Origin of the sequence: Pseudonocardia sp. 73-21, assembly GCF_001899645.1 — a bacterium.
GTDB lineage: Bacteria > Actinomycetota > Actinomycetes > Mycobacteriales > Pseudonocardiaceae > Pseudonocardia.
The window spans coordinates 1-24,567 of the sequence record NZ_MKVV01000070.1; the positions used below are offsets into that span (position 1 = coordinate 1).

The window sequence follows — 24,567 nt, forward strand, 5'->3', positions numbered from 1 at the left end:
CACCGATCCTCCCAGCCCCGACCGTCCCGGCCAGGACCGACACGACCGGCTTTTTCAGGAGCGTCCTAGGGAGGCGGCCCGGTGCTCGCCCGCACCACCAGCTCCACCGGCACGAGCTGGGAGCCGGGCGCGGCCGGGGCGTCGTCGGGACGGATGGCCGCGAGCAGCATCCGCACCGCGCGGTTCCCCGCGTCGTCGAACCGCGGGCAGACGGTCGTCAGCGCCGGGCGGAAGAACGGGGCCTCGGGGGTGTCGTCGAATCCGATCATGCTGACGTCGTCCGGCACGCGACGGCCCGCATCGGTCAGCGCGGCGAGGGCGCCCAGCGCCATCTGGTCGTTGGCGACGAAGACGGAGGTCAGCCCCGGGTCGTCGGCGAGCAGCTCCCGCATGACCGCGTGGCCGGAGCGGGCGGTCCACTCGCCCCGGCGGGGTTCGGGCCGCCGGGCGCCCGCGGCGGCCAGCGCGCCGCTCCAGCCCTCGATGCGCCGCCGGGACGGAAGCCAGCGCGGCGGCCCCGCGAGGTGGTGCACCGTGCGGTGGCCCAGCTCCAGGAGGTACCGCGTGGCCGCGACGGCGCCGCCGTGGTGGTCGAGCTCCACCGTCGGGAGGTTCGGCCCGTCGGCCGCCCGGTGGCCGCCGACGAGCACCGCCGGCATCGCCGACAGCGACGCGGTGAGCACCGGCACGGCGTCCTCGTGCGGGGCCAGCGCCACGACCCCCTCGACGCCCTGGTCCTGCAGCCGGCCCAGGGCCCGGCGGATGCCGTCGGGCGTGACCCGGTCGACCACCGCGACGGCGACGCCGAGGCCGAGCCGGCTGGCCGCCCGCTCGACGCCGTAGAGCATCTGCTGGGGGCCGCGCAGCACCACGTCGATGGTCAGGACCCCGATGATGCCGCTGCGCCGCGTGGCCAGCGCGCGGGCGACGGCGTTGCGGCGGTAGCCGAGCTCGTCCATGACGGCCAGCACCCGGGCGCGGGTGGGCCCGCTGACGTTCGGCGCGTCGTTGACGACGCGGGACACGGTCTGCAGCGACACCCCGGCGAGCCGGGCGACGTCGGCCATCACCGGCGCGGGGGAGCTCATGCCTGCCGTGCCCGCCACCGGCTCCACACCGTCGCGCAGACGGCGAGCCAGGCCGCGCCGACGAGCCAGCCGGCGATCACGTCGCTGAACCAGTGCACACCGAGGTATACCCGGGTGGCGCCGACCGAACCCACCCACGCGGCGCCCAGGACCACGAGCACGGCCCGTCCCCGCACGGCGAGGAAGCGCCACGCGAGCACGACGATCGTACCGATCACCACGATCGACATCGTGGCGTGACCCGAGGGCAGCGACTCGTTGCCCACCGTCACCAGCCGGTCCGCGACGGGCGGCCGCGGCCGGTCCAGCACGTTCTTGATGGTGGTGAACACCAGGCTGGCGGTGGCCATCGCGACCACGGCCAGCACGGCGTCGGCGCGGCGGCCGCGCCACCAGCAGAACGCGCCGACCAGCACCGCGAGCACCGCCATCGCCGCGGTGTTGCCGACGGTGGTGACCACCACGGCCACCGCCGTCAGCGCCGGCGACCGGTTCTCGATCGACTCACCCAGCGCCGGCCCGTCCAGCTGGGCGGGCCCGTACCCGACGAACGCCGCCCAGACCGCTGCGACGGCGAGCACCACCAGCAGCACGGCGGTCCAGGCGCTCGATCTCGGGGGTGCGGTCAACGACGGCGCCACCCGCGGTAGCGCGCGACGAGCGCGGCGGTGGAGGAGTCGAGGCCCTCGTCACCCTTCTCGCCGGTGAGCACCGGGCCGAGCTGCTTGGCCATGACCTTGCCCAGCTCGACGCCCCACTGGTCGAAGGAGTCGATGCCCCAGATCGTGCCCTCGACGAACGTCACGTGCTCGTAGAACGCGATCAGCTGCCCCAGCACGCCGGGGGTGAGCTTGCGCGCCAGGATCGTGGACGACGGGCGGTTGCCCGGCATCACCTTGTGCGGCACGACGGCGGGATCGGTGCCCTCGGCGGCGATCTCCTCGGCGGTCTTGCCGAACGCCAGCGCCTGGGTCTGGGCGAACAGGTTGGACATGAACAGGTCGTGCATGTCCGAGTGGTCGTCCACCTCGATGACGTGGTTGGGCTCGGCGAACCCGATGAAGTCGGCCGGGATGAGCCGGGTGCCCTGGTGGATCAGCTGGTAGAACGCGTGCTGGCCGTTGGTGCCCGGCTCGCCCCAGAAGATCTCGCCGGTGGCCGTGGTGACCGGCGTGCCGTCGCCGCGCACCGACTTGCCGTTGCTCTCCATCGTCAGCTGCTGCAGGTAGGCCGGCAGCCGGTGCAGGTACTGGCTGTAGGGCAGCACGGCGTGGGTCTCGGTACCGAAGAAGTTGACGTACCAGACGCCCAGCAGCCCGGCGATCACCGGGAGGTTCTCCTCCAGCGGCGCCTTCCGGAAGTGGCTGTCCATCGCGTACATGCCGGCGAGGAACTCCTCGAAGTACTCCTTGCCGATGGCCACCATCAGCGACAGGCCGATGGCGGAGTCCAGCGAGTAGCGCCCGCCCACCCAGTCCCAGAAGCCGAACATGTTGTCGGTGTCGATGCCGAACGCCGTGACCTCCTTGGCGTTCGTCGACACCGCCACGAAGTGCTTCGCCACGGCCGTCTCGTCGCCGCCGACGCCCTCCAGCAGCCAGTCGCGGGCCACCTTGGCGTTGGTCAGCGTCTCCAGCGTCGTGAACGTCTTCGACGAGACGACGAACAGGGTGGTGGTCGGGTCGAGGCCGCGGAGCGTCTCCCAGATGTCGGTGGGGTCGATGTTGGAGACGAAGTGCATCGCCATGTCGCGCTGGGAGTAGGCCTTCAGCGCCTCGTAGGCCATGACGGGGCCCAGGTCCGAGCCGCCGATGCCGATGTTGACGACGGCGCGGATGCGCTCACCGGTGTGGCCGGTCCACGCGCCGGAGCGGACGGCGTCGGTGAACTCGCCCATCCGGAACAGCACGTCGTGCACGTCGGTGACCACGTCCTGCCCGTCGACGCCCAGCGCGGTGGCCCGGGGCGCGCGCAGGGCCGTGTGCAGCACCGCACGGTCCTCGCTGGTGTTGATGTGCTCGCCCGCGAACATCGCCTCGGTGCGCTCGGGCAGCGCGGCCGCCCGCGCCAGCGCCGTGAGCAGCGGCAGCGTGTCGCGGGTGATGCGGTGCTTGGAGTAGTCGAGCACCAGGTCGGCGCCCTCGGCGGTCAGCGCCCCGGCGCGGTCGGGGTCGTCGGCGAAGAGATCGCGGAGGTGGAGTTCGGCCACGGCCGCATGGTGCTCGGCCAGTGCCGCCCACTCGGGCGTCGCGGTGATGTCAGCAGGGTAGGCAGCCACGGGGCACATCCTGCCCCCTGTGACCTCAGTGCGCGGCGCCGGAGTGCGGGCTGACGGCGCCCGTGTTCTCGGTGCGGTCCCACAGCGCGATGCCGCCCAGCAGCCCGGACACGTTCGGCACGATCGTCCGGTTCGGGCCGAGCTTGTCGGGGTCGAGCCTCTTCGCGTTGCCGCCGCCGATGTAGAGGTGGTCGGGCAGCACCATCATCTCGAACGCGTCGAGCGCGTCGAGCACGCGCTCGCGCCACTTCTCCTTGCCCACCTTGTGGCGCTCGTGGTCGCCGCACGCGACCTCGATGGACAGGCCCTCACCGAACCGGCCGTGCGAGAGCTCCATGTGCGGCAGCAGCGCGCCGTCGAAGAAGGTGGCGCAGCCGACCCCGGTGCCCAGGGTGATCACGAGCTCCATGCCCTGCCCGGAGATCACCGCGCAGCCCTGCACGTCGGCGTCGTTGGCGACGCGGACGGGCTTGCCGAACCGCTGCTCCAGCGCCGACTCCAGGTCGTAGTTGGCCCACAGCTCGATCAGTTCCGGGTCGGGGTCCTCGCCCGGCGCCGGCCGCACGAACGCCGTGACGTCGCGGACCCGGCCGCGGCGGATCGCGCCCGGGTAGCCGACGGACACGCGGTCGTAGGCCGGCTGCGTGGCCGCGAGCGCCGCCAGCTCGTCGAGCAGCACGTCCGGGGTGCACGGGTACGGGGTCTCGCGGCGCTCCCGCTCCGAGAGCATCTCGCCCTCGGGCGAGAGGACGGTGGCCTTCAGCCCCGAGCCGCCCACGTCGATCGCGAGGGTGAGCGGGCCGCCGGTCTTCGTCGTGTCCTCCACGCGCGAGACGGTAGCCGATCAGGCGCCTGCTCCAAGAAGCCGACGCCCCGCGCGGCCGTCTTCGGCGACCCCTTGCCGATCAGAAGTGGATGTTGCCGACATGGCTGAGGCTGTTGTCGGTGAAGATGTGGTGGTCGCTCTCGTCGTGGATCGTCGTGGTGGTCGTGTGGTGGCTGTCGTCGTTGAACGAGTGGTCGGTGCTCGCGTCGATGAACGTGTTTCCCGAGTTGTGGATGCTGTGGTCGCTCGAGTCCTTGAAGGAATCGTTGACCGAGTTGTCCGTGTAGGTGTTGCCGACGTGGTGCAGGCTGTTGTCGCTGTTGTTCACCGACGCACTGCCGCCGGAACCGAAGGCCGCGCCGTCGCCGACGTTGACGTCGTGGCCGACGGAGGTGGTGGTGGCGCTCCCGGAGCCGAAGGACGTGGTGTCGTGGCTGCCGGTGACCACGGCGTTGCCGTTGCCGACGACGTTGCCGTGGCCTGCGACGTTGCCGTGGCCGACCTGGTTGTCGTGGCCGGTCGTCACGGTCGAGTGCCGGATGTCGTCCCCGGCGGCCACCGCTCCGGCCCCCGAGGCGGTGACGGTGTGCGTGGTGATGTGCTGGTGGACGTCTCCGTGGTGCGGGTGGTGGTTGAACTTCGCCATCGTGCTCAACTCCGTTGTTCGCAGGGGGCCGGTCGACCGGCGTTGCGCTAAAGGTAGGGAAGTCGGGCCCGGGGGCCATCGGGGATCGCGCAGGGTCCCCGAAAGGGTGGGTTAGGGACTCGGGTCGCCGACAATGGGGGGTAACGTTTTCCGATATGGACAATCCGCCCGTCTCCGTGACGCTCCGGGAGTTCGTCGACGCGGATCTCGACGCGCTCTTCGAGTGGGAGCGGGAACCGGAGGCCGTCCGGATGGCGGCGTTCACGCGGGCGGATCCGTCGGACCGGGCCGCGTTCGACGCCCACTACCGGCGCGTCCGGAGCGATCCGGCGAACACGCTGCTCGCGGTCGCGGCCGGCCGCGTCCTGGTGGGCACCGTGTCGAGCTTCACGATCGAGGGCCACCGCGAGGTCGGTTACTGGATCGACCCCGCCCGCTGGGGTGAGGGCATCGGGTCGGCCGCGCTGCGGGAGCTCCTGCGGATCGAGACCACCAGGCCGCTGTTCGGCCGGGTGGCCGAGCACAACATCGGCTCGGCGAGGGTGCTCACCCGCGCCGGGTTCGAGCAGGTCGGGACCGAGGCGGCGTACGCGGCGGGGATCGGGCGGGAGGTCGTGGAGCACGTCTACCGGCTGCCCGCCGTCAGGGTCTGATCCATCCGAGCCAGGCCGGCAGGACGACCGCCGCGAGCCGTTCGTAGCCGCCGGCGCCGGGATGCGCGCCGTCGCCGTCGCGGACCTCCGCCGTCCACCGCTCGTCGCGGACGAGATCGTGCACCACCTCGACGAACGGCGCCCCGGCGTCCGCGCAGACGTCGCGGAAACGGGCGCTCAGCTCGACGACCCGGCGGTTCACCTCGGCGTCGGCGATCGGTGGGGGGCCGACGACGAACGTCGGTAGGCCGGCCTCGCCGGCGTCCGCGAGAAGGCGCGCCAGGTCGGCGACGCTCTGCTCCGTCGCGACCCGCTGCGTCCCGTTCTCGACCGTGCAGTCGTTGACGCCGACCGAGACGACCAGGCGCTCGTCGCACCCGGGAGCGCGGCGCACCGCCACCTCCCGGTGCCAGCGGGCGAGGACGTCGCCGGTGGTGTCGCGCCGGACGCCGAGGTTGTAGGCGGTGGTCGCGACGCCCCGCCGTCCGGCCGCGGAGACGAGGCGTCCGAACCAGCCCCGGCCGTCCGGGTCGCCGACGCCGGCGACGAACGAGTCCCCGAGGGCGAGGACGCGAAGATCCCGTGGGCTGGTCACCCACCGATTCTCGTGGACACCGGATCCGCGCCGCGTCCTAGGAGGGGATCGCCCCGTCGCGGGCCAGGATCGGCACGTCGACAGCCACCGTGCCGGGGTAGATCAGGCCCGTGCCGGTGTTGAGGACCACCACGTCCTCGTCGCCGGCGAGCCAGCCCGACTCCCGCAGCTGCCCCACTGCCGCGAAGCAGGCCGCGCCCTCCGGGCACACCCACGTGCCCTCGTCGCGGGCCAGCGACCGCTGGGCGGCGAGCAGGTCGTCGTCGGTCACGGCGATCGCGGTGCCGCCCGTCGCGCGCACGGCGTCGAGCACGAGGAAGTCGCCCAGCGCCTTGGGCACGGTGATCCCGAAGGCGACGGTGTGCGGGTCGGCGGGGGCGGTGCTCTCGTCGAGCCCGGCGGTGAACGCGTCGACGATGGGCGCGCAGCCGGCCGCCTGCACGGCGACGAGCCGGGGCAGCGGCCCGGTGATCCAGCCCAGCTCCCGCATCTCGAGCAGCGCCTTGTGGATCGCGATGATCCCGACGCCGCCACCGGTCGGGTACAGGATGACGTCGGGGCCACGCCAGCCCAGCTGCTCGACGATCTCGTAGCCCATCGTCTTCTTGCCCTCGATGCGGTACGGCTCGCGCAGGGTGGAGGTGTCCTGGTAGCCCTCCCGCGCTCCGACGGCCTTCGTGATCAGTGCGCCGGCGTCGCCGATCAGCCCGTCCACCAGGTACAGCTCGGCGCCGGTCACCACGCACTCGCGGCGCGTGATCTCCGGCGCGTCCACGGGCATCGCGATCAGTGCCCCGAGCCCGGCCCGGGCCGCGTAGGCGGCCCAGGCGGCGCCGGCGTTGCCGTTCGTGGGCATCGCGACGCCCTTCACGCCCAGCTCGGCCGCCCGCGAGACACCGACGGCCGCACCGCGGGCCTTGAACGCGCCGGTCGGGACGAGCCCCTCGTCCTTCATCCGCAGCCCGGGCACGCCGAGCCGCGCGCCGTGGCGCGGCAGGTCGAGCAGCGGTGTCATGCCCTCCCCGAGCGTCACGACGTGCGCGGGGTCCCGCACGGGCAGCAGCTCGTGATAGCGCCACAGGTCCGGCGCCCGGGTCGCGATCCGGGCCGGGGTAACGGCGGCGGCGCGTTCGAGGTCGTAGCGGGCGAGCAGCGGTGCGCCGAGCGGCGACGTCCCCTGGACGACGTCGGCGTCGTGGGCGGAGCCGTCACGGGAGCACTCCAGATGGCTCAGCGTGGAGAAGACCATGCGCGGAGTCGATCCCGCCCGCGCCACCGGCGCAACCGTCGGTGGCGGCCGTCACGGGTGTCGGATCGGGCCGCCGTACGCCTGAACGGCCCAGAGCGCTGCCGCTGTGGTCGCGGACCGTGTCCGATTTGACCGCACCCCGGAACAGCCGTTTCGCACGGTCGGACCAGTGTTTGCACCCACTCGCGACGAGCGGCGCGTCACACGGGGCAACCGGAAGATCACGTGTAGTCGCCCGATCGGGCGCACTGGGCCGACTGCTCATCGCGCAGGACCGCTCGGCCGCCGCCCGACCCGCTGACTGGCCGTGTGCATTCCCATCCATCGGGTTAACTCATCGTCACCCAACGACGTATTCCGCTCACAGAGGGTTTATGGAGGCTTCCCCGATGTTCAATCGACCACTGCCCGCCCCTGCGCGTGACATCGCCCTGCTGATCGGCCGCGTGGTCCTGGGCGTGGTGCTCTTCGCCCACGGCTGGCAGAAACTGATGATCAACGGCATCGCCGGCACGTACGGTCAGTTCGAGAAGATGGGCATCCCGCTCGCGATCGTCTCGGCGTCGTTCACGTCGTTCGTGGAGTTCGTCGGAGGGGTGCTGCTCATCGTCGGCGCGCTCACCACCACGGTGGTGGCACTCGACCTCGTGGTCATGATCGGCGCCGCCGGGTTCGTCCACATCACCCACGGCGTCTTCGCGCAGGACGGCGGGTGGGAGCTGGTGGGCGTGATCGTCGCCGCCGAGCTCGCGCTGGCCGCCACCGGCCCCGGCCGCTACAGCGTGGACCACCTCATCTCCTCCTACCGGTCGCGGCAGGACGCCGCGCTGGAGAAGGTCCAGGCGCCGGTGCACCGGGCCGAGACGCCCACCACGGGCACGTTCGCCGCGGTGGTGCGCAACGCCCCGGGCCGCGCGCCCCGGCACATCGGTCAGCTCGGACAGGGCCCCCGCTCCGGCGGGGCGGCGCAGCAGGTGGTCGGGCGGGTCCGGGTGCTCGAGCAGCCGCGCACCGGTGCGCAGGCCCGGGTCGCCGAGCCGTCGCCCACCGGCGAGCAGCCGCGCATCGTCGAGCAGGTGTGGGCCCCCGAGCAGCGGCCGCCGGCGGAGCAGCCGATGACCTCGGCCCTCCCGGTCACCCTGCCCGCGGCGATCTTGACCGAGCCGGCCGCCGCGTCCGACGAGCACGGGATGGCCGAGCGCCTGCGGATCGTCGAGCGGTCGGGCGGTTACCGGCCCGCGGCCGGGTTCCAGCCGGTCGCGACGCACGACCCGGCCCCCATGTTCGAGCCGGCCCACGTGTTCGAGCCGGCCCCCATGTTCGAGTCGGCCCATGTGTTCGAGTCGGCCCATGTGTTCGAGTCGGCCCATGTGTTCGAGTCGGCTCCGACGTCCGAGCCCGCTCCGACGTCCGAGCCCGCCCCGGGCTTCGGCCCCGCGCAGCGGTTCGCGGCGGCCCGGCTGCTCGACGCCGCGCCGGTCACCGAGCAGTTCGCCCACGTCGGGCGGCCCGCAACGGCCGAGGCGCCCCGCCGGACCGAGCCCACGCCGCGGGCCGACGCGGCCCCGGACGTCGCGGCGGCCCTGACGATTGACGGGTCCCGGGCCGAGACGCCCCGTCCGGACTCCGAGCTGCCCCAGCGGGCCGCCCGGTCCGAGCGGGTCCGTATGGCCACCACCCCGTTCCAGTGACCGTGCAGGTCCGTACCCGATCCCCGGGGACGCCCCGCATGAATCTCGAGTTCAACCGCCCGCTGCCCGCCCCCGCCAGGGACGTCGCCCTCCTCGTGGGCCGGGTCGTACTCGGCGTCGTGATGTTCGCCCACGGCTACCAGAAGATGCTGGTCAACGGCATCGGCCGCACCACCGAGGGGTTCGAGACCCTCAGCATCCCGCTGGCGATCGTGTCGGCGTCGTTCGTGACGGTGGTGGAGTTCGCCGGCAGCGTGCTGCTGATCCTCGGCGGCCTCACCACCATCGTCTGCGCGCTGATGGGGGTGATCATGGTCGGGGCCGGTGTCTTCGTGCACTACGGGAACGGGATCTTCCTGGCGGACAAGGGGTGGGAGCTCGTCGGGGTGATCACCGTGTGCCTGCTGTTCTTCGCCGCGGTGGGTCCCGGGCGGTTCAGCCTCGACCACGTCGTGCGGCGCCTGCAGGACAAGGACCGTCGCGAGCTGGAGCTCGCCACGAGCTGATCCTGCCCGTCGGGTGGGCCGGTCACACGACGGCCGGCCCACCCGACGCCGGAAACGTTCATGATCACTGTTCGGAGGATCGTCCCGTGCCGCAGCTTCCCGCACCCACGTCCGACATCGCCTCGCTGGTCGCCCGGCTCCTGCTCGGGATCGTCCTCGTCGCGCACGGCTGGCAGAAGCTCGCCGAGAAGGGGATCGCCGCCACCAGCGCCGGCTTCGCCGGCATGGGCATCCCGGCTCCGGGTGCGGCGGCGGTGTTCGCCACGTTCGTCGAGCTCGGCGGCGGGGTCCTGATCCTCGTCGGGCTGGCCACGCCGTACGTCGCGGTCCTGACCACGCTGAACATGATCGGGGCCGGCCTGTTCGCCGGCCACTGGACCGGCGGCGTCTTCGTCGCCAAGGGCGGCTGGGAGCTCGTCGGGGTGATCATCACCGGCGCGCTGATGCTGCTCGCGTTCGGTCCGGGCCGCGTCAGCATCGACCACCTGCTGGCCGCCCGGCGCCGGGCCAAGGAGCCCGTCGGCCGGCACGTCCGGGTCGAGGAACGGGTGCGCGTCCTGTCGTAGCACGATGGCGGCGTGTCCCCGCGTCACGTCCCCCTGCGTCACGTCCCCCTGCGTCACGTCACCGCCATCCGCTACGTCACGCCGCTGCGCGAGGGCGGCTCGCTGCCCGGGCTGATGGAGGCCGACGACCTCGGCACCTACGTCGTGAAGTTCCGCGGCGCCGGGCAGGGGCCGAAGGTGCTGGTGGCGGAGGTCGTCTGCGGGGAGCTGGCCCGGGCGCTGGGCCTGCCGGTGCCCGACCTCGTGACGGTCGACCTGGACCCGGCGCTCGGCGCGTCGGAGCCCGACCAGGAGGTCCAGGAGTTGCTGCGGGCCAGCCCGGGGCTCAACCTCGGCATGGACTTCCTGCCCGGCGCGCTCGATCTCGATCCCGTCGCGTTCCCGGTCGACCCCGGCCTGGCCGGGCGCGTCCTGTGGTTCGACGCGCTGGTCGGCAACGTCGACCGGTCGTGGCGCAACGTCAACATGCTGTTCTGGCACGGCGGCCCGTACCTCATCGACCACGGGGCGACGCTGACGTTCCACCACGCGTGGTCCAGCGCCGACGTGATTCCTCCCGCGGAGGCGCAGAACAGCGCTGCGGGCAACTGGGTGACCAGGCCCTACGACGCCGCCGACCACGTGCTGCTGGGCTCGTCGCCCGATCTCGACGCCGCCGACGCCGCACTCGCCCCATTGATCACCGCCGATCTGCTGCGCGACGTGGTGGCGGCGGTGCCGGACGAGTGGCTGGACGCGGAGCGGGAGGCGTACGTCGCCCCGCTGCTCGCCCGCCGCGACGCCCGGGACGCGTGGCTGCCCGGCGTCCGGGACGCGGTGGCCCGTCGCGTCGACCACGCCCCCACGCGCACGGCCAACCCGCCGTCGTGGCTGACCGACCGGCGGCCGCGGTGAGCGGGACGCACGCGTTCGAGTACGCCGTGCTGCGGGTCGTGCCGCGGGTGGAGCGCGGGGAGCTGATGAACGCCGGGGTGCTGCTGTACTGCCGGGCGCTCGACTACCTCGGCGCCCGTGCCCACCTCGACGTCGCCCGGCTCACGGCGCTCGACGCCACGGCCGACGCCGGGGCGATCGCCCGTGCGCTGGACGCGGCCGTCGCGCTCTGCGGCGAGGCGTCCGCGCAGGCCGCGCGGCACGCGGGGCCCGCGGGGGAGGAGGACCGGGGCCGGCGCTTCCGGCGGCTGACGGCCCCGCGCAGCACCGTGGTGCAGGCGGGGCCGGTGCACACCGGCCTCACCGCCGACCCCGCCGCCACCCTGGAGCACCTGCTCCGGAGCCTGGTCAGCTGACGGCCTCCGCCACGTTGGCGATCGACCTGCGCATCTGCTCCTCCGACACCCGCGGGTAGAGGGCGAGGGCCTCCTGGTCCTGCACACCGCTCCAGTCGTAGGTGTGCGTGACCTGCGTGCCCCCGTCGGAGGTGGGCTCGAGCTCCCAGCCGTAGACGTGGCCGGTGGGGTTCAGGTCGCCGATGATGTGCTTCAACGCCCCCACCGGGTGGACCGCCGGGGCCCAGGCGATGGCGCGGTCGGCCTCGAACCTCGTGATCTCGCTGCGCATCTGGTAGTCGCCGATGCCGTCCTGGTTCATGTTCATCACGAACGCGTCGCCGACCTTGGACACCGGGCTGGGGCCGGAGTCGAGGCCCGTGAGCATGCCGGCGCCGTCGAGTTCGGTGTGGCGGGCCGGGTCGGACAGGAGCGCGAAGACTGCGGCGGGCGGGGCGGCGACGGTGCCGCTGACCTGGATCTTCTTGTCGTCACTCATGGGTCCTCCGTCAACGTCGTTGTTGTCGGGGGAAGTCACCCACGTTCGCCGCGCCGCCGTCAACCCTGGCCCCGGGCGCTGCTGCCCCTTTGAATGGGCTCATGACCGACGCCGTTCCCGCCGCTCCCCTGACCGACTGGCTGCGCTCCGAGGTGCCGGAGGTGAAGGTCGGCGACGGGCCCGTCGGCGTCGAACGGATCTCGGGCGGGCACTCCAACCTCACCTACCGCATCACCGACGACGCCGGCACCTCGTGGGCGCTGCGCCGCCCGCCGACCGGGATGGTGCTGGCCACCGCGCACGACATGAGCCGCGAGTGGCGGTTCATCTCGGCGCTGGCCCCCACCGGCGTTCCGGTGGCACCGCCCGTCGCCTACTGCGCCGACGACACCGTGATCGGCGCGGAGTTCTACCTCATGGGCTTCGTCGACGGGGAGGTCCTCGGCGACGCGGAGTCGGGGCACCGGATCGCGGCCGAGGCGCGCTCCGCGGCCGGGCTCGCCACCATCGACGTGCTCGCCGAGCTGCACGCCGTCGAGCCCGACGAGGTGGGCCTGGGCGATCTGCGCCGGCCGGGCAGCTACCTGGAGCGCCAGCTCAAGGTGTGGCACCGGCAGGTGCACGCGTCCGCGGTGGAGGACCTCTCGGTCGTCGACGCCGCCCACGAGCGGCTCGTCGCCCGGGCGGCCGGCCTGCCGCCGTCGGAGGTCCGGATCGCGCACGGCGACTACCGCCCCGGCAACCTCGCCTACGGCCCGGACGGCGGGGTGCGGGCGATCTTCGACTGGGAGCTGGCGACGCTCGGCGACCCGCTCGCCGACCTCGGCTGGCTGCTCGCGTCGTGGGGGCGCCCGGCCGACACGGCCCCGCCGACGATCGCCGGGCCCAACCAGGCCGGCGGCTACCCGGACGGCGACGCGCTGGTCACCCGCTACGCGCAGCGCTCCGGTCGCGACGTCGGCGAGCTGGACTTCTACGTGGCGTTCGCCCGCTGGCGCTCGGCGTGCATCGGGGCCGGGGTGTACAGCCGCTACGTCGGAGGGGTGATGGGCACGGAGGAGTCCGACGGCGGAGCGGCCCGGCTGCAGTCCCTGCAGGACCAGGCGGCGGCGGCCCTGGCGTCCCTCGGCTGACGGTCCCCGGAGGCGCTGATCACGGGCAGATGGTGGTTGCGGTGGATCCACCGACGACCATCCGCCCGTGATCACCGGGTGGGTCAGGCGATCCAGGCGGGCAGCACCGGGTCGGCCCCGTCCGCCGTGGCGCGGGCGCCCGCCGGGGCGGCCACCACCGCCGTGAAGGGCCGCTCACCGGCGTGGACCCGGCGTGGCACCCCGGCCGGCATGACGACCGTGTCGCCCTCGCCCACCGCGTGCTCGGCGCCGTCGAGCTCGATGCGGGCGGAGCCGGTCAGCACCGTCCAGACCTGCTCGGCGTCGAAGCGGTGCGGCGGGCCGGAGGCGCCGGGGTCCATCCGGACCTGCCAGACGGCCAGGCCGGTGCCGCCCTGGGTGGGGGAGGCGAGGGTGGTCATCACGGCGTTGGGGGTGGCGGTGCGGCGGGCGTCGGCGTGGCGGACGACGGGCATGGGGGCATCTCCTACTATGGACAACGTGGTTGTCGAAATAGTGAACCAGGTTGTCGATCGTGTCAACTGACCCACCGGGTTTCGTGTTGCCGCTGCTGCTCCTGCAGGGCTTCCGCACGCTCGTCGACGGTCTGCACGCCGAGCTCGCCCGCCAGGGCCATCCCGACGCGCGGCCGGTGCACGGGTTCGTCCTGCAGGCGGTGGGCCCGGACGGCACCACCGCCGTCGAGCTGGGCCGCCGCCTCGGCGTCACCAAGCAGGCCGCGGCCAAGCACGTCGAGACCCTGGAGCGGCTGGGCTACCTCGAGCGCGCCGCCGACCCCGCCGACGCGCGCCGCAAGCTCGTGCGCCGCACCGGCCGTGGCACCGACCTGCTGGCCCGTTCCGCGGCGATCTTCGACGACCTGCGCACCGGGTGGGCGGACGCGCTCGGCGCCGACCGGCTGCGGGCCCTGGAGGACGACCTGGGCGTCGTCACGCGCGGCGGGCCCCTGCGGCTCGACGTCCCCGGGTGGCTCGCCGGTGGGGGAGCAGGTGATCATTGAACGCGTGAGCAACCCCCTCCTGCAGATCATCATCGGCAGCACCCGCCCCGGACGGGTCGGCCTCCCCATCGGCCGCTGGATCGAGAAGGCCGCGCTGGACCACGGTGGCTTCGACGTCGAACTGGTGGACCTCGCCGAGGTCAACCTGCCGATCTTCGACGAGCCGAAGCACCCCATGCTGCGCCAGTACACCCACGACCACACGAAGGCGTGGAGCGCCACGATCGAGCGCGCGGACGCGTTCGTCATGGTGATGCCCGAGTACAACCACAGCTTCAACGCGGCGCTGAAGAACGCGATCGACTACCTGTCGCACGAGTGGCGCCACAAGCCCGTCGGCACCGTCAGCTACGGCGGGGTGGCCGCCGGCATCCGCGCGGTGCAGCAGCTCAAGCCGGTGCTGTCGGTGCTCTCGATGGTGCCGCTGACGGCCGCCGTGCCGATCCCGTTCGTCGCGAAGATGATCTCCGGCGAGGGCGACGACAAGGTCTTCACCCCCACCGAGGAGGTGGCGGCGGGCGCCACCGTGATGCTCGACGCCCTGGCGGCGTGGATCCCCGCGAGCAAGCTGCTGCGGGAGGCCTGATCAGTCGAGCGTGATCGCGATCCCGACGCTGCCGGCGTCGCCCCGGCGCAGCGAGCTGAGGATGGTGAGCACCCGGCCGAGCAGCTTGTACTTGCGCCGCACGGCGGTGCGCACGCGGGCGGTGCCGTCGGCGTCGAGAACTCGGGCGTGGGCGGGGACGGCGGGCCCGGTGGGGGTGCCGCGCAGATCGCACACCGCCACCGTCACTGTGCCGTCGCGCCGGATCCGCTTGACCTTCCCCGAGTCGGCCACCGTCCAGACGCCCAGCCCGTCGGGTACGGCGGCGACCCACACCGCCGTGGGCACCGCCGTCCCGTCCTTGCGGAACGTGGTGAGGGAGACGAACTGGGCGTCGGCGAGTTGCTCGCCGGTCGAGACGGTCACGCGTCGACGGTAGCGGTCAGCCGCACCGGCATCGCGTCGTAGCCCCGCAGCACCCGTGTGGGCCTGCGGTGCGGCGGACCGGCCGGGCTCAGGTCGGGGAAGCGGTCGAACAGCGCGCGCAGCCCGACCTCGCCCTCCATCTTCGCGAGCCCGGCGCCGAGGCAGTAGTGGATGCCGCTGGAGAACGCGACGTGCTCGCCCGCGCCGGCGCGCGCGACGTCGAAGCGGTCGGGCTCGGGGAACTTCGCGGGGTCGCGGTTCGCGCCGCCCAGCATGATCACCACGAGGCTCCCGGCGTGCACGGACTCGCCGGCGACCACCGCGTCACGCTGGCACATGCGACCGGTGCGCTGCACGGGCGAGTCGAAGCGCAGGATCTCGTCCACCGCGTTCGGCCAGAGCGACGGGTCGGCCTGCAGCGCGGCGAGCTGGTCGGGATGTGCGGTGAGCAGCGCCGCGCCGTTGCCGATGAGGTTGACGGTGGTCTCGAACCCGGCGGCGAGCAGCAGCATCGCGATGCTGGTGAGCTCGTCCTCGGTGAGCCGGCCGTCCGCGGAGTGGGCGTGCACGAGCGCGGAGAGGATGTTGTCGCCGGGGTGGCGGCGGATCTGCTCGAAGTGCCCCGTCATCCAGTCCTGCAGCGCCTGGATGTCGCGTTCGGAACGCTGGAAGTCCTTCCACGACAGCCCGGCGTCGAGCGACAGGGCCGCGCCGGCGCCCCACTCGAGGAACTGGCGGCGCATCTCCAGGGGCGCGCCCAGCATCTCGGCGATGACGGTGGCGGGCAGCAGGCTGGCGTAGTCGTCGATGAGGTCGGCGTCCGGGCCGGCGGCGGCGAGGCCGTCGAGCAGCTCGGCGGCGATCTCCTCGGTGCGGGTGCGCAGCCCGGCCACGGCCCTCGCGCTGAACGCACGGGTGACGAGCTTGCGGTAGCGGGTGTGGTCGGGGGCGTCGGTGGAGAGCATCGACGGCGGCTCCGCCGGGCCGAGCGGGCCGTGGCCCCCGAGCCGGGCGAGGGCGGCGAAGACGCCGGCGGCGCGCCCGCTCGGACCGCCGACCACGCCGAAGTCGGGGCTGCGCAGGATCGCGGTGGCCATGTCGTGGTGGGCGGTGTTGAGCACGATGCCGTTGCTCACCAGTCGGCCGCGGTCGCGCAGATCGTCGTAGGCGGGGAAGGGATCGATGTTCATCGCGGGGTCGAGCATCAGCGCCGCGGTGGGCTCGCCGGCCTTCATGCGCTGCCCGACGGCCCGCTTGACCAGGCCGTGGCGCAGCCCCCACCGGATGCCCCGTCGTACGCCCGTCAACGCCATGGCCGACCTCCCGCTACTTACCATCGGTAACCTGCCGTCAAGCTACCGCCGTGCGGCCCGGTTCGGCCACTCCCTCCCGCATCGGGTACCACTGGGGCCGTGACCTCCCCGCGGCTGCTCGCCGTCAGTGATCTGCACGTGCGCCACCCGGAGAACCGCGCGGTCGCCGACGGCCTGCGTCCCACCTCCGACGGCGACTGGTTGATCGTCGCCGGTGACGTGGCCGAGCAGACCGAGGACGTGGCCGAGGTCCTCGCAGTGCTGCGCCGCCGCTTCGCGCGCGTGATCTGGGTGCCGGGCAACCACGAACTGTGGACGCGCACCAAGGACCCGGTGTCGCTGCGCGGTGAGTACCGCTACCAGCACCTGGTGGACACGTGCCGGGAGCTGGACGTCCTGACCCCCGAGGACGAGTTCCCGGTGTGGGAGGGCGCGGGCGGCCCAGTGGTGGTGGCGCCGCTGTTCCTGCTCTACGACTACTCGTTCCTGCCGGTGGGCACGTCGACGTTCGCCGACGGGCTGGCCGCGGCCTACACGGCGGGGGTGGTCTGCACCGACGAGCACCTGCTGTTCCCGGACCCCCACGAGAGCAGGCAGGCCTGGTGCGCCGCACGGATCGAGGAGAGCCGCCGCCGGCTCGACGCGATCGACCCGTCGCTGCCGACGGTGCTGGTCAACCACTGGCCGCTGACCCGCACGCCCACGCGCGTGCTGCGCTACCCCGAGTTCGCGCTGTGGTGCGGCACGGAGGCCACGGCCGACTGGCACGTCCGCTACCGCGCGACGGCCGTGGTCTACGGCCACCTGCACATCCCGCGCGTCATCTACGAGGACGGCGTGCGGTTCGTCGAGGCGTCGCTGGGCTACCCGCGGGAGTGGAAGCCCCGCGACGAGAGGTTCGGGACGACGGTCACCGAGACGCTCCCGAGGCAGGTCCTTCCAGCGCCCTCCTCGTCGGGGCTCTGACCGCAACGCGTTCGCCGGGCCGGCGCCACCACCGCCACGCGTAGTGGACGAGCCACACGCCCGGCCCGGTGACCATCAGGATCGCGGTGGCGAGGTAGCCGTGGCTCTCCGCGAACAGCCCCGCCACGATCCAGCCGGCGATCCAGATGACCATCAGCACGAGCCGCTGCCGCATCATCCGGCGGTGCACCACGACCACCGGCTCGCGCATGTCGGTGACGACGACGGGCCGCTGGCGCACCTCGGCGACGTTACCCCTGCTTGCGGGCGCGATAGCGGCGATCGAACTGCTCCACCTGACCGGCTGCATCCAGGACGCGGGTGTTGCCGGTCCGGAAGGGGTGCGAGAACGCCGTGACGTCCTCGCGGATGAGGGTTCCGTCCCGCATCTGAACTCCTCGGGGGTGTGTCGCTCTGCGAGCGGTCACGGCGTCATGGTGAGTACGGGCTGCCCGTTCGGGCCGGTCACGTGCAGTGATCGGCCGATTGCACCCGTCGTAGTCGTGCAGCCCTGCGACGTCGACCGGCGGCCGACGTCGAGCGCCGTGCTGATCGGGTCGTTGCGCACGTCAGGCGACGTCGACGCGGTGGAGTCGTGGCTGCGAGCCGGCCGACTCGACCCCATGTACTTGCCGACGCATCTGACGGAACGTAAACGTGTGAGAGACCCACGTCACACTGCGTAGGCCATTTCCCCAGGTGGGCATTTTCTTCACAGCGTGGCCACAGTTGCGCCGAGGAGTCTCTGTGTCATGACCTTGACGGCTGCAGCAGCGGACCCTCTCCCGATGCCCGGGCTCCCGGCGTCGGCGGCGGTGTGGGTCGGACAGCTCGACGTCCGGCACCCCATCGAGCCCGTGGAGGTGGCGCGCACGTTCGCGTCCGCCCTGCTGCTCGTCACGGTCGACGGTGTGCCCGCCGGCCAGGTCAGCGTTCCGCTCGTCGACGGTCACGCCTCGGCCGGGACCATCCGCACCACCGTGCTCGACGTCATCGGCGAGAAGCTCGACCACACCCCGCTCGCCCTCGCGCCCGTCCGCTACGCGGTCACGGTCGTCATCGCCACGCGCAACCGCCCCGAGAACGTCGCCCGGTGCGTCCGCAGCCTGCTGCGCAGCACGCACGAGAAGTTCACGGTGCTCGTCGTCGACAACGACCCCGAGAACGACCTCACCGAGACCGTCGTCCGCGACATCGACGACGCCCGTGTCGAGTACGTCCGCGAGGACCGCCGCGGCACCTCCGCCGGCCGCAACCGCGGCCTCGTCGAGGCCATGGCCCGTGGCGCCCGGTTCGTCGCCTTCACCGACGACGACGTCGAGGTCGACCCGGGCTGGGTCGGCCGGATGGCGTCCGCGCTTGCCGAGCCGGACGTGGCCTGCGTCTGCGGTCCGGTCATGGCCGCGCGGCTCGACTCGCCCGCCCAGCAGGAGGCCGACGCGGCGCTCGGCTGGCAGAAGGGCTTCGCCCGCCGCCGGTTCTCCATGGCCGAGCCCCCGGCCGACTCGGCCGTCTTCCCGTTCTCGCCCGGCCTGTTCGGCGTCGGCGCCAACATGGCCGTCAACGTCGCGGTGGCCACCGAGCTCGGCGGCTTCGACCCCGCGCTCGGCCCGGGCACCCCGGCCCAGGCCGGCGAGGACTGCGAGTTCATGGTCCGCCTCGTGCTCGCCGGCCACACGCTGGCCTACGAGCCCTCGGCCTACGTGTGGCACCACCACCGTAGCTCCGGCGCGGCGCTGGCCGGCCAGCTCGACGGCTACGCGCTCGGCCTCGGCGGCTACCTCACGAAGATCATGCTGGACCCGATCGGCCGCGCCGCCGCGCTGCGCCGGATCCCGGCCGCCATCGCGCAGCTGCGCTCCATCAGCGACCGCGAGACCTCGGCCGAGACCGCGGGCTCGAGCGGCGGCCACCAGCTGCGCACGCTCGTCTCCGGTCCGCTGGCCTACCTGGCGGCCCGCCGCGCGGTGCGTCGCGCGGGCGGGAACGTGCCGCCGCTGGTGGCCAACGACCACCGCTGATCAGCGCTTGACGGCCTGCAGCGTGTAGCTGTGGGGTAGGCGTTCGGGCCGGTCGGTCAGGCGCCACTCGCCGAACGGCTCGATCCGCTCCATCCGCCCGGGCAGTGCGTTCCACGGCACGGAGTCGTGCTCCACGAGCTGCGTGAGCGTCAGGCCCTCGTCGAGCAGGGCCGTCACGATCTCGCCGAGGCCGTGGTTCCAGTCGTGGCTCTCGGTGCGGACGAACTCCACGTCGGACTCGACGTAGGTGCCGCCCTCGTCCCACACCGTCGGCTCCGGGATCTCGACGTGGGGGAACCGGATCACGAGGTCGTCGGTGCGCTGGTCGTCGATCGACCACAGCACGGGGTGCCCCTCGCGCAGGAACAGCCGGCCGCCGGGCTCGAGCAGACCCGCGACGACCGCCGCCCACCGCCGGATGTCGGGCAGCCAGCACAGCGCCCCGATCCCGGTGAAGACCAGGTCGAACGCGGCCGCGGGCAGCACGTCGAGCGCGCCGTAGAGGTCGGACTCGACGAACGCGACGTCGGTGCCGGCGGCGGCGGCCAGCTTGCGGCCCTCCGCGAGGGAGGCGGGGGAGAAGTCGAGCCCCGTCATCGACGCGCCGAGCCGGGCCAGCGAGATCGTGTCGGTGCCGATGTGGCACTGCAGGTGCACGCCGCGCAGGCCGGCGACGTCGCCGAGCCGGGGGACGTCGAAGCGCACCACGTCGGACAGGAACGCCGGGTCGGCCACGAAGCGGTCCAGCGCGTAATCGGGCGAGGCGGCGTGGGCGGGCGCGCGCTCGTCCCAGTTGGCCCGGTTGACGGCGAGATAGCTCTCGTTCATGGTGGCGATCATGGACCCCTCCAACGCCGTACAGCGACGGAATTGGGACGGTGACGGGGAGCGTTCTGACCTGGCAGCCGCTGGAGCGCCAGGAGTGGCTGCGGGCGTTCCGGTCGAGGCTCGCGGCCGCGTGAAACTCGCCCGTCGTTCCGTGGTGCGCGGCCTCCTCGTCGTCGCACTTCTGGGTGGGGCGCTCCCCGTGCTCGTCGTGGCGGCGGGCGCCGATCCGCCGGCGGGGGACTGGTCGGCGCTGCGGGGCTGCGAGTCCAGCGGCCGCTACGACGTGGTGGCCACCAACGGCCACTTCGGCGCCTACCAGTTCGACCTCCCGACCTGGCGCAGCGTCGGCGGTACCGGGTTCCCGTCGACGGCGTCGCCGGCGGAGCAGGACTACCGCGCGCTGATCCTCTACCGGCAGCGGGGCTACGGGTTCACCGGCACCGGGTGCTACGGCGCGAAGACCGCCACCGCGGTCCTGGATCTCCAGCGCGCCAACGGCATCACGACGTCCGGCCTGCTCGGGCCGAAGACCTGGGCGGCGGCCTGGACGGGCACCGCACCGACGCGGCAGGTTCCCCACCCGTGACGGATCCCGTGATCGTGGAACTGGCCGTGAACGGATCGACCCCGCGGTCGGTCAACCGGCACGTGCCCCGCAGCCCGGAGGAGATCGCGCACGACCTGCTCGACGGCGCCGCGGCGGGCGCGTCCGTGCTGCACAACCACACCGACGACCCGATGTTCACCACCGACGGCGTGCACGCTCACCAGCCCTACCTGCAGGCCTGGGCCCCGGTCCTCGACGCCCACCCGGACGCGCTGCTCTACCCGACGATGGCGGCGGGCGCCCGGGGCATCCCGGTGGAGCGACGCTGGGCGCACGTGGAGGCACTCGCGCCCCTCGGAGGGCTCGCGCTGGTGGATCCCGGCTCGGTCAACGTGGGCCTGACCAGCGACGGGACCGTACCCGACGCAGCCGCGCCCGGGCCGTACCAGAACTCCTACGCCGACGTGGCGCACATGTTCACCCGGTGCGCGGAGCTGCGTGCCGCGCCCAGCATCTCGATCTTCGAGCCCGGCTTCCTGCGCACGGCGCTGACCTGGCACCGGCGGGGTCTGGTGCCACCGGGTGCCCTGATCAAGCTGTACTTCGGCGGGGCGCTGGAGTTCGGCCTGCCCCCGACGTCCACCGCCCTCGACGCCTACCTGGAGATGCTCGCGCCGTCGGGGCTGCCGTGGTCGGTCGCGGTGCTCGGCGGCGACGTCGTCGCGTGCGGCCTGGCCGAGGCCGCGATCCGCCGGGGCGGGCACGTCCGCGTCGGGCTGGAGGACCACGCCGGGCCGGGGGAGCCGGGCAACGCCGAGCTGCTGCGCGGCGCCGTCGACCTCGTCGAACGGCTGGGCCGGACGCCGGCGACGTTCGCTCAGGCGCGGGAGATCCTCGGGGTGCCCGTCAGGGGGTAGGGCGTTCGGGGGCTCCCCGGACCTCGGCGAGGATCGCGTCGATGCCGGTGGCCGCGGGCAGCGACTCCCCGGCGGCGATCCGCCTGCGCCACTCGTCCTCCCGCTCGGCGACGGCGGTGGTCAGCTCCACGACCTGCGCCAGGTGCTCGCGGGGCACCACGACCAGGCCGCTCGCGTCGCCGCGGACGACGTCACCGGGCCGGACGACGACGCCCCCGCACTGCACGGCGACGTTGATCGCCCCGGGCCCGGTGTTCGAGCCCGTGGCCGGATGGGCGCCGCGGGCGAAGGTGGGCAGGCCGGCGGCGTCGAGACCGTCGACGTCACGGACCGCCCCGTCGACGACCAGCCCCACCGCGCCGAGCCCGGCGATGGTCTCCCCGACGATGTCGCCGACGACCGCGGCGTCCTCGCGTCCGCCGCCGTCGATCACCAGGACGTCGCCGGGCCGGATGCTGTCCACGGCCTTGAGCACGAGCAGGATGTCGCCCGGCTTCGTCCAGACGGTGACGGCGGTGCCGCACAGCCCGGCCGGGCCCGCGAGATGGCGCAGGGGTGGCCCGACGACGCCGACCGGCCCGCCGGAGTCGGCGATCTGGGTGGTGGCGAGCTGTGCCAGCGCCGCGACGAGCGCGGGGTCGGCGGGCTCGCTGCTCGGGTTGATCGTCCACTGGTCGGGGTGGGACTTGCTCACCGTGGGTCCTCCGGGCTCAGTGCGGATGCGCGGCGTGGTGGCGGGCCAGGACGTCGAGGCCGAAGTCGGCGACGGGGTCGCGCCACACCGAGTGGGCGTGGTTGGCCCCACGCTGCGTGTTGTCCCACTCGACGAGCAGCCGCGGGCCCTGCAGGCGGTAGTAGTGCGGGGCGCCGGGTGCGAGCGGGCCGGCCCACGCCACGTGCACGGCGTCGAGCGCGGCGTCGTCGTAGCGGGGGCCCACCCCGTCCGGCACGCGCTCGAAGTAGGTGCCCAGCAGCAGCCGCAGCACCTCGCGCTGCCCGGCGTCGAGCTCGGCGCCGGCGACGCCCCTCGGTGCGAGCGTGTACTCGACGGCGCGGTGGTCGTCCTCGTCGAACGCGGCCGCCTCGTCGATGGCGTCGCTCATCTTCTGCAGCTTCGCCCACTCCGCCGGGTCGCGGAAGCGCTCGTCGCGCCAGATGCCGGCGAGCGGGATGGCGCGGTCGCCCTCGGAGACGGCGGTGCGGTTGGCCGTGATGAAGTCCGGCGGGGCCTTGGGCAGCAGGACCGCCCGGGCCGCGAGCTCGGGCGACAGCGAGGCGACGAGCTCGCGCGCGAGGTCCTCGACGCGGGCGAGCGGGCGGTGGACGGCGCCGCCCAGCAGTGGGGAGGACGCCGGGTCGGCGCCCATGAAGCACGGTGTGGTGGCCACCAGCACGCCGTCGACGACGAGGTTGTTGAGCGACACGTGATGACCGCCGAACCGCCATCCCCACGGCGCCGCGCCGCCCGGCTCGCCGAACACGCGCAGGTAATAGCGGCCGGGGTCGCGGCCGCGGTCCCGGTCGAACAGGGCGACGAAGCCCTCGGCCTGGTCGAGCACGTTCTCGAGGCCCATCGTGGTGGCGACGGTGACGTAGCCGGCCGTCGACAGGCCCGAGGCCACCAGCCGCATCGCGGCCCGCTGCTGTGGCGGGCGCTGGTCGTGCAGCGTGAGACCGCCGTGGTCGGTGGGCGTGTAGAACCACCGCAGCCGCTCGGTGTCGTCGTCCGCGGGCCCGGCACCGGTGGCCACGGCGCGCTGCCCGGCGTCGAGACCGTCGAGCCACCTGCGGGCGGCGTCCGTCATCCGTGCGGCCGCCTCGCGGCGGGCCCGCCCCTCGTCAACGTCGACGTCGATCACAGGACACAACCTAGCGCGCGGTGTGGTCGAATGCTGCCCACCCGACCGAGGAGCAACGATGCCCACACCGACCGACGACCGCCGCGACCTGCTCACCGTCATCGCCTCGATGACGGCCGCCCCGGGCAAGGAGGCCGAGCTGAAGAAGGAGCTGGAGGCGCTCATCGAGCCGACCAGCCAGGAGGACGGCTACGTCAACTACGACCTGCACCAGAGCGTCGAGAACCCCGGCACGTTCTTCTTCTACGAGAACTGGGAGTCGGCGGAGAAGCTCGACGCGCACCTCGCCACCCCGCACCTCGTCCGCTTCGCGGGGCTGATCCCGGAGCTCCTCGACGAGAACGGCCTGACCATCACGCGCCTGCAGCGGATCGCGTGACGACCGTCCTGGCACTGCACGGGTGGCCCGGCAGCCGTGACGACTTCGCCACGGTCGCCGGCCTGCTCGACGCCGAGGTGCTGCGGCCCGACCTGGTCGGCTTCGGCTCCCGTCCGGACGGGGACCCGTCGGCGGCCGGGCAGGTGGTGCGCCTGCTCGACGAGCTGCCCGACGAGCAGGTCGTGGTGGCCGGCTACGACGTGGGCAGCCGGGTCGGGCAGGCGCTGGCCCGTGACCATCCCGAGCGCGTGAAGGCGCTGGTGGTGACGCCGCCGCTGCCCGGCGCCGGCCGCCGCGTGCTGGAACCGTCGCCGCAGCGGGAGTTCTGGTACCAGGCGTTCCACCAGCTGGAGCTGGCCGAGCAGCTCGTCGACGGCCGTCCCGACGCGGTCCGTGCCTACCTGCGGCACTTCTGGTCGCACTGGTCGGGCCCGGACTTCGTCGTGTCCGGGGCCCGGCTGGACGCCCTGACCTCGCTCTACGGCCCGCCGGGGGCGTTCACGGCGTCGATCGGCTGGTACCGGGCGGGATCGGGCATGGTGGCCACGTCGCTGGCCGAGCAGCCGCCCGCGCAGCCCATCACGGTGCCCACCACGATCCTGTGGCCCGACCACGACCCGCTGTTCCCGCGGGAGTGGAGCGACCGGCTGGGGGAGTGGTTCACGGCGTTCGACCTGCGCCCGGTGGCGGGGGTCGGTCACTTCGTGCCCGTCGAGGCGCCGGAGGTGTTCGCCGCCGCCGTCACCGAGTACCTGTGAGGTGGAAGAAT

The 24,567-nt window shown here is 73.2% G+C and carries 31 protein-coding genes; 15 read left to right on the forward strand and 16 right to left on the reverse strand.

Features of this window, described 5'->3' with window-relative positions; translation table 11 throughout:
• Positions 1-65 precede the first annotated feature (65 nt).
• The 5 genes from BGP03_RS22095 to BGP03_RS22115 all read right to left on the reverse strand — a co-directional run bounded on the left by BGP03_RS22095 (position 66) and on the right by BGP03_RS22115 (position 4,838).
• Positions 66-1,106 (reverse strand): LacI family DNA-binding transcriptional regulator, encoded by a 1,041-nt coding sequence (locus BGP03_RS22095; RefSeq protein ID WP_296377756.1) that lies wholly within the window; start codon positions 1,104-1,106, stop codon positions 66-68.
• Positions 1,085-1,717 carry a phosphatase PAP2 family protein gene (locus BGP03_RS22100; RefSeq protein ID WP_296377755.1) on the reverse strand — a complete coding sequence of 211 codons (633 nt, stop codon included), beginning with the start codon at positions 1,715-1,717 and terminating at the stop codon, positions 1,085-1,087. The genes BGP03_RS22095 and BGP03_RS22100 overlap by 22 nt, the downstream gene beginning before the upstream one ends.
• A complete protein-coding gene (gene pgi, locus BGP03_RS22105; RefSeq protein WP_298796026.1) occupies positions 1,714-3,366 on the reverse strand; it encodes a glucose-6-phosphate isomerase in 1,653 nt (550 codons plus the stop codon). Before pgi ends, BGP03_RS22100 begins: the two co-directional genes overlap by 4 nt.
• Before the next feature lie 25 nt (positions 3,367-3,391).
• Positions 3,392-4,192, reverse strand: a complete 801-nt coding sequence (locus BGP03_RS22110; protein WP_296377753.1) for an ROK family protein — start codon at positions 4,190-4,192, stop codon at positions 3,392-3,394.
• A gap of 79 nt (positions 4,193-4,271) precedes the next feature.
• Positions 4,272-4,838 carry a hypothetical protein gene (locus BGP03_RS22115; protein WP_298796028.1) on the reverse strand — a complete coding sequence of 189 codons (567 nt, stop codon included), beginning with the start codon at positions 4,836-4,838 and terminating at the stop codon, positions 4,272-4,274.
• Positions 4,839-4,993: 155 nt separating this feature from the next.
• Between BGP03_RS22115 and BGP03_RS22120 the strand changes: the two genes are divergently transcribed.
• On the forward strand, positions 4,994-5,491 hold the full coding sequence (locus BGP03_RS22120; protein ID WP_298796030.1) for a GNAT family N-acetyltransferase: 498 nt from the start codon (positions 4,994-4,996) through the stop codon (positions 5,489-5,491).
• Here the strand turns inward: BGP03_RS22120 and BGP03_RS22125 are convergent.
• Together BGP03_RS22125 and BGP03_RS22130 are read right to left on the reverse strand one after the other, a co-directional pair.
• Positions 5,481-6,086: a GDSL-type esterase/lipase family protein gene (locus BGP03_RS22125; protein WP_296377750.1), complete on the reverse strand. Its 606-nt coding sequence runs from the start codon at positions 6,084-6,086 to the stop codon at positions 5,481-5,483. The two genes, BGP03_RS22120 and BGP03_RS22125, sit on opposite strands and share 11 nt — an antisense overlap.
• A gap of 37 nt (positions 6,087-6,123) precedes the next feature.
• Positions 6,124-7,335: a threonine synthase gene (locus BGP03_RS22130; protein WP_296377749.1), complete on the reverse strand. Its 1,212-nt coding sequence runs from the start codon at positions 7,333-7,335 to the stop codon at positions 6,124-6,126.
• A gap of 389 nt (positions 7,336-7,724) precedes the next feature.
• Between BGP03_RS22130 and BGP03_RS22135 the strand changes: the two genes are divergently transcribed.
• From BGP03_RS22135 to BGP03_RS22155, 5 genes are all read left to right on the forward strand, one after another.
• Entirely contained in the window at positions 7,725-9,026 is a 1,302-nt protein-coding gene (locus BGP03_RS22135; RefSeq protein ID WP_298796033.1) for a DoxX family membrane protein, read from the forward strand.
• Positions 9,027-9,064: 38 nt separating this feature from the next.
• Complete coding sequence (locus BGP03_RS22140; protein WP_298796035.1) at positions 9,065-9,532, forward strand: DoxX family protein; 468 nt, start codon at positions 9,065-9,067, stop codon at positions 9,530-9,532.
• An 86-nt stretch (positions 9,533-9,618) separates the two neighbouring features.
• A complete protein-coding gene (locus BGP03_RS22145) occupies positions 9,619-10,098 on the forward strand; it encodes a DoxX family protein (protein WP_296377746.1) in 480 nt (159 codons plus the stop codon).
• 12 nt (positions 10,099-10,110) lie between these two features.
• Positions 10,111-10,992: a HipA family kinase gene (locus tag BGP03_RS22150; RefSeq protein WP_298796037.1), complete on the forward strand. Its 882-nt coding sequence runs from the start codon at positions 10,111-10,113 to the stop codon at positions 10,990-10,992.
• The gene (locus BGP03_RS22155; protein ID WP_298796039.1) at positions 10,965-11,387 is read left to right on the forward strand and encodes a DUF3037 domain-containing protein; all 423 of its coding nucleotides are present in this window, start codon (positions 10,965-10,967) and stop codon (positions 11,385-11,387) included. The genes BGP03_RS22150 and BGP03_RS22155 overlap by 28 nt, the downstream gene beginning before the upstream one ends.
• Here the strand turns inward: BGP03_RS22155 and BGP03_RS22160 are convergent.
• Complete coding sequence (locus BGP03_RS22160) at positions 11,380-11,865, reverse strand: SRPBCC family protein (RefSeq protein ID WP_296377743.1); 486 nt, start codon at positions 11,863-11,865, stop codon at positions 11,380-11,382. The genes BGP03_RS22155 and BGP03_RS22160 overlap by 8 nt on opposite strands.
• Before the next feature lie 101 nt (positions 11,866-11,966).
• Here BGP03_RS22160 and BGP03_RS22165 point away from each other — a divergent pair, with 101 nt between their 5' ends.
• Complete coding sequence (locus BGP03_RS22165; RefSeq protein ID WP_296377742.1) at positions 11,967-12,998, forward strand: phosphotransferase family protein; 1,032 nt, start codon at positions 11,967-11,969, stop codon at positions 12,996-12,998.
• Positions 12,999-13,081: 83 nt separating this feature from the next.
• On the opposite strand, the gene BGP03_RS22170 is transcribed toward BGP03_RS22165, so the two are convergent.
• On the reverse strand, positions 13,082-13,453 hold the full coding sequence (locus BGP03_RS22170; protein ID WP_296377741.1) for a cupin domain-containing protein: 372 nt from the start codon (positions 13,451-13,453) through the stop codon (positions 13,082-13,084).
• Between the two features lie 59 nt (positions 13,454-13,512).
• Between BGP03_RS22170 and BGP03_RS22175 the strand changes: the two genes are divergently transcribed.
• Positions 13,513-13,998, forward strand: coding sequence for a MarR family winged helix-turn-helix transcriptional regulator (locus BGP03_RS22175; protein ID WP_296377740.1), 486 nt, complete (start codon positions 13,513-13,515; stop codon positions 13,996-13,998).
• Positions 13,999-14,002: 4 nt separating this feature from the next.
• Positions 14,003-14,584 carry an NAD(P)H-dependent oxidoreductase gene (locus tag BGP03_RS22180; RefSeq protein ID WP_296377739.1) on the forward strand — a complete coding sequence of 194 codons (582 nt, stop codon included), beginning with the start codon at positions 14,003-14,005 and terminating at the stop codon, positions 14,582-14,584.
• On the opposite strand, the gene BGP03_RS22185 is transcribed toward BGP03_RS22180, so the two are convergent.
• Positions 14,585-14,968 carry a PPOX class F420-dependent oxidoreductase gene (locus BGP03_RS22185; protein ID WP_296377738.1) on the reverse strand — a complete coding sequence of 128 codons (384 nt, stop codon included), beginning with the start codon at positions 14,966-14,968 and terminating at the stop codon, positions 14,585-14,587.
• A complete protein-coding gene (locus BGP03_RS22190) occupies positions 14,965-16,281 on the reverse strand; it encodes a cytochrome P450 (RefSeq protein WP_296377737.1) in 1,317 nt (438 codons plus the stop codon). The genes BGP03_RS22185 and BGP03_RS22190 overlap by 4 nt, the downstream gene beginning before the upstream one ends.
• Positions 16,282-16,380: 99 nt before the next feature.
• On the opposite strand from BGP03_RS22190, the gene BGP03_RS22195 reads away from it, so the two are divergent.
• Positions 16,381-17,247: a metallophosphoesterase gene (locus tag BGP03_RS22195; protein WP_298796042.1), complete on the forward strand. Its 867-nt coding sequence runs from the start codon at positions 16,381-16,383 to the stop codon at positions 17,245-17,247.
• Here the strand turns inward: BGP03_RS22195 and BGP03_RS22200 are convergent.
• Entirely contained in the window at positions 17,192-17,488 is a 297-nt protein-coding gene (locus BGP03_RS22200) for a hypothetical protein (protein ID WP_298796044.1), read from the reverse strand. The genes BGP03_RS22195 and BGP03_RS22200 overlap by 56 nt on opposite strands.
• Positions 17,489-17,498: 10 nt before the next feature.
• The gene (locus BGP03_RS22205) at positions 17,499-17,636 is read right to left on the reverse strand and encodes a 50S ribosomal protein L31 (RefSeq protein ID WP_363094255.1); all 138 of its coding nucleotides are present in this window, start codon (positions 17,634-17,636) and stop codon (positions 17,499-17,501) included.
• A gap of 399 nt (positions 17,637-18,035) precedes the next feature.
• On the opposite strand from BGP03_RS22205, the gene BGP03_RS22210 reads away from it, so the two are divergent.
• Entirely contained in the window at positions 18,036-19,268 is a 1,233-nt protein-coding gene (locus BGP03_RS22210; protein WP_296377733.1) for a glycosyltransferase, read from the forward strand.
• Here BGP03_RS22210 and BGP03_RS22215 read toward each other — a convergent pair whose 3' ends face one another.
• The gene (locus BGP03_RS22215; RefSeq protein WP_298796047.1) at positions 19,269-20,096 is read right to left on the reverse strand and encodes a class I SAM-dependent methyltransferase; all 828 of its coding nucleotides are present in this window, start codon (positions 20,094-20,096) and stop codon (positions 19,269-19,271) included.
• 154 nt (positions 20,097-20,250) lie between these two features.
• Here BGP03_RS22215 and BGP03_RS22220 point away from each other — a divergent pair, with 154 nt between their 5' ends.
• Together BGP03_RS22220 and BGP03_RS22225 are read left to right on the forward strand one after the other, a co-directional pair.
• Positions 20,251-20,682, forward strand: a complete 432-nt coding sequence (locus BGP03_RS22220) for a transglycosylase family protein (RefSeq protein WP_298796100.1) — start codon at positions 20,251-20,253, stop codon at positions 20,680-20,682.
• Complete coding sequence (locus BGP03_RS22225) at positions 20,679-21,560, forward strand: 3-keto-5-aminohexanoate cleavage protein (RefSeq protein ID WP_298796049.1); 882 nt, start codon at positions 20,679-20,681, stop codon at positions 21,558-21,560. Before BGP03_RS22220 ends, BGP03_RS22225 begins: the two co-directional genes overlap by 4 nt.
• Here BGP03_RS22225 and BGP03_RS22230 read toward each other — a convergent pair.
• Complete coding sequence (locus BGP03_RS22230; protein WP_298796051.1) at positions 21,550-22,254, reverse strand: dimethylmenaquinone methyltransferase; 705 nt, start codon at positions 22,252-22,254, stop codon at positions 21,550-21,552. The two genes, BGP03_RS22225 and BGP03_RS22230, sit on opposite strands and share 11 nt — an antisense overlap.
• 16 nt (positions 22,255-22,270) lie before the next feature.
• A complete protein-coding gene (locus tag BGP03_RS22235) occupies positions 22,271-23,419 on the reverse strand; it encodes a DUF3500 domain-containing protein (RefSeq protein ID WP_296377729.1) in 1,149 nt (382 codons plus the stop codon).
• A 58-nt stretch (positions 23,420-23,477) separates the two neighbouring features.
• Between BGP03_RS22235 and BGP03_RS22240 the strand changes: the two genes are divergently transcribed.
• Positions 23,478-23,798, forward strand: a complete 321-nt coding sequence (locus tag BGP03_RS22240; RefSeq protein WP_296377728.1) for a putative quinol monooxygenase — start codon at positions 23,478-23,480, stop codon at positions 23,796-23,798.
• Positions 23,795-24,556, forward strand: a complete 762-nt coding sequence (locus BGP03_RS22245; protein ID WP_298796053.1) for an alpha/beta hydrolase — start codon at positions 23,795-23,797, stop codon at positions 24,554-24,556. The genes BGP03_RS22240 and BGP03_RS22245 overlap by 4 nt, the downstream gene beginning before the upstream one ends.
• Positions 24,557-24,567 lie beyond the last annotated feature (11 nt).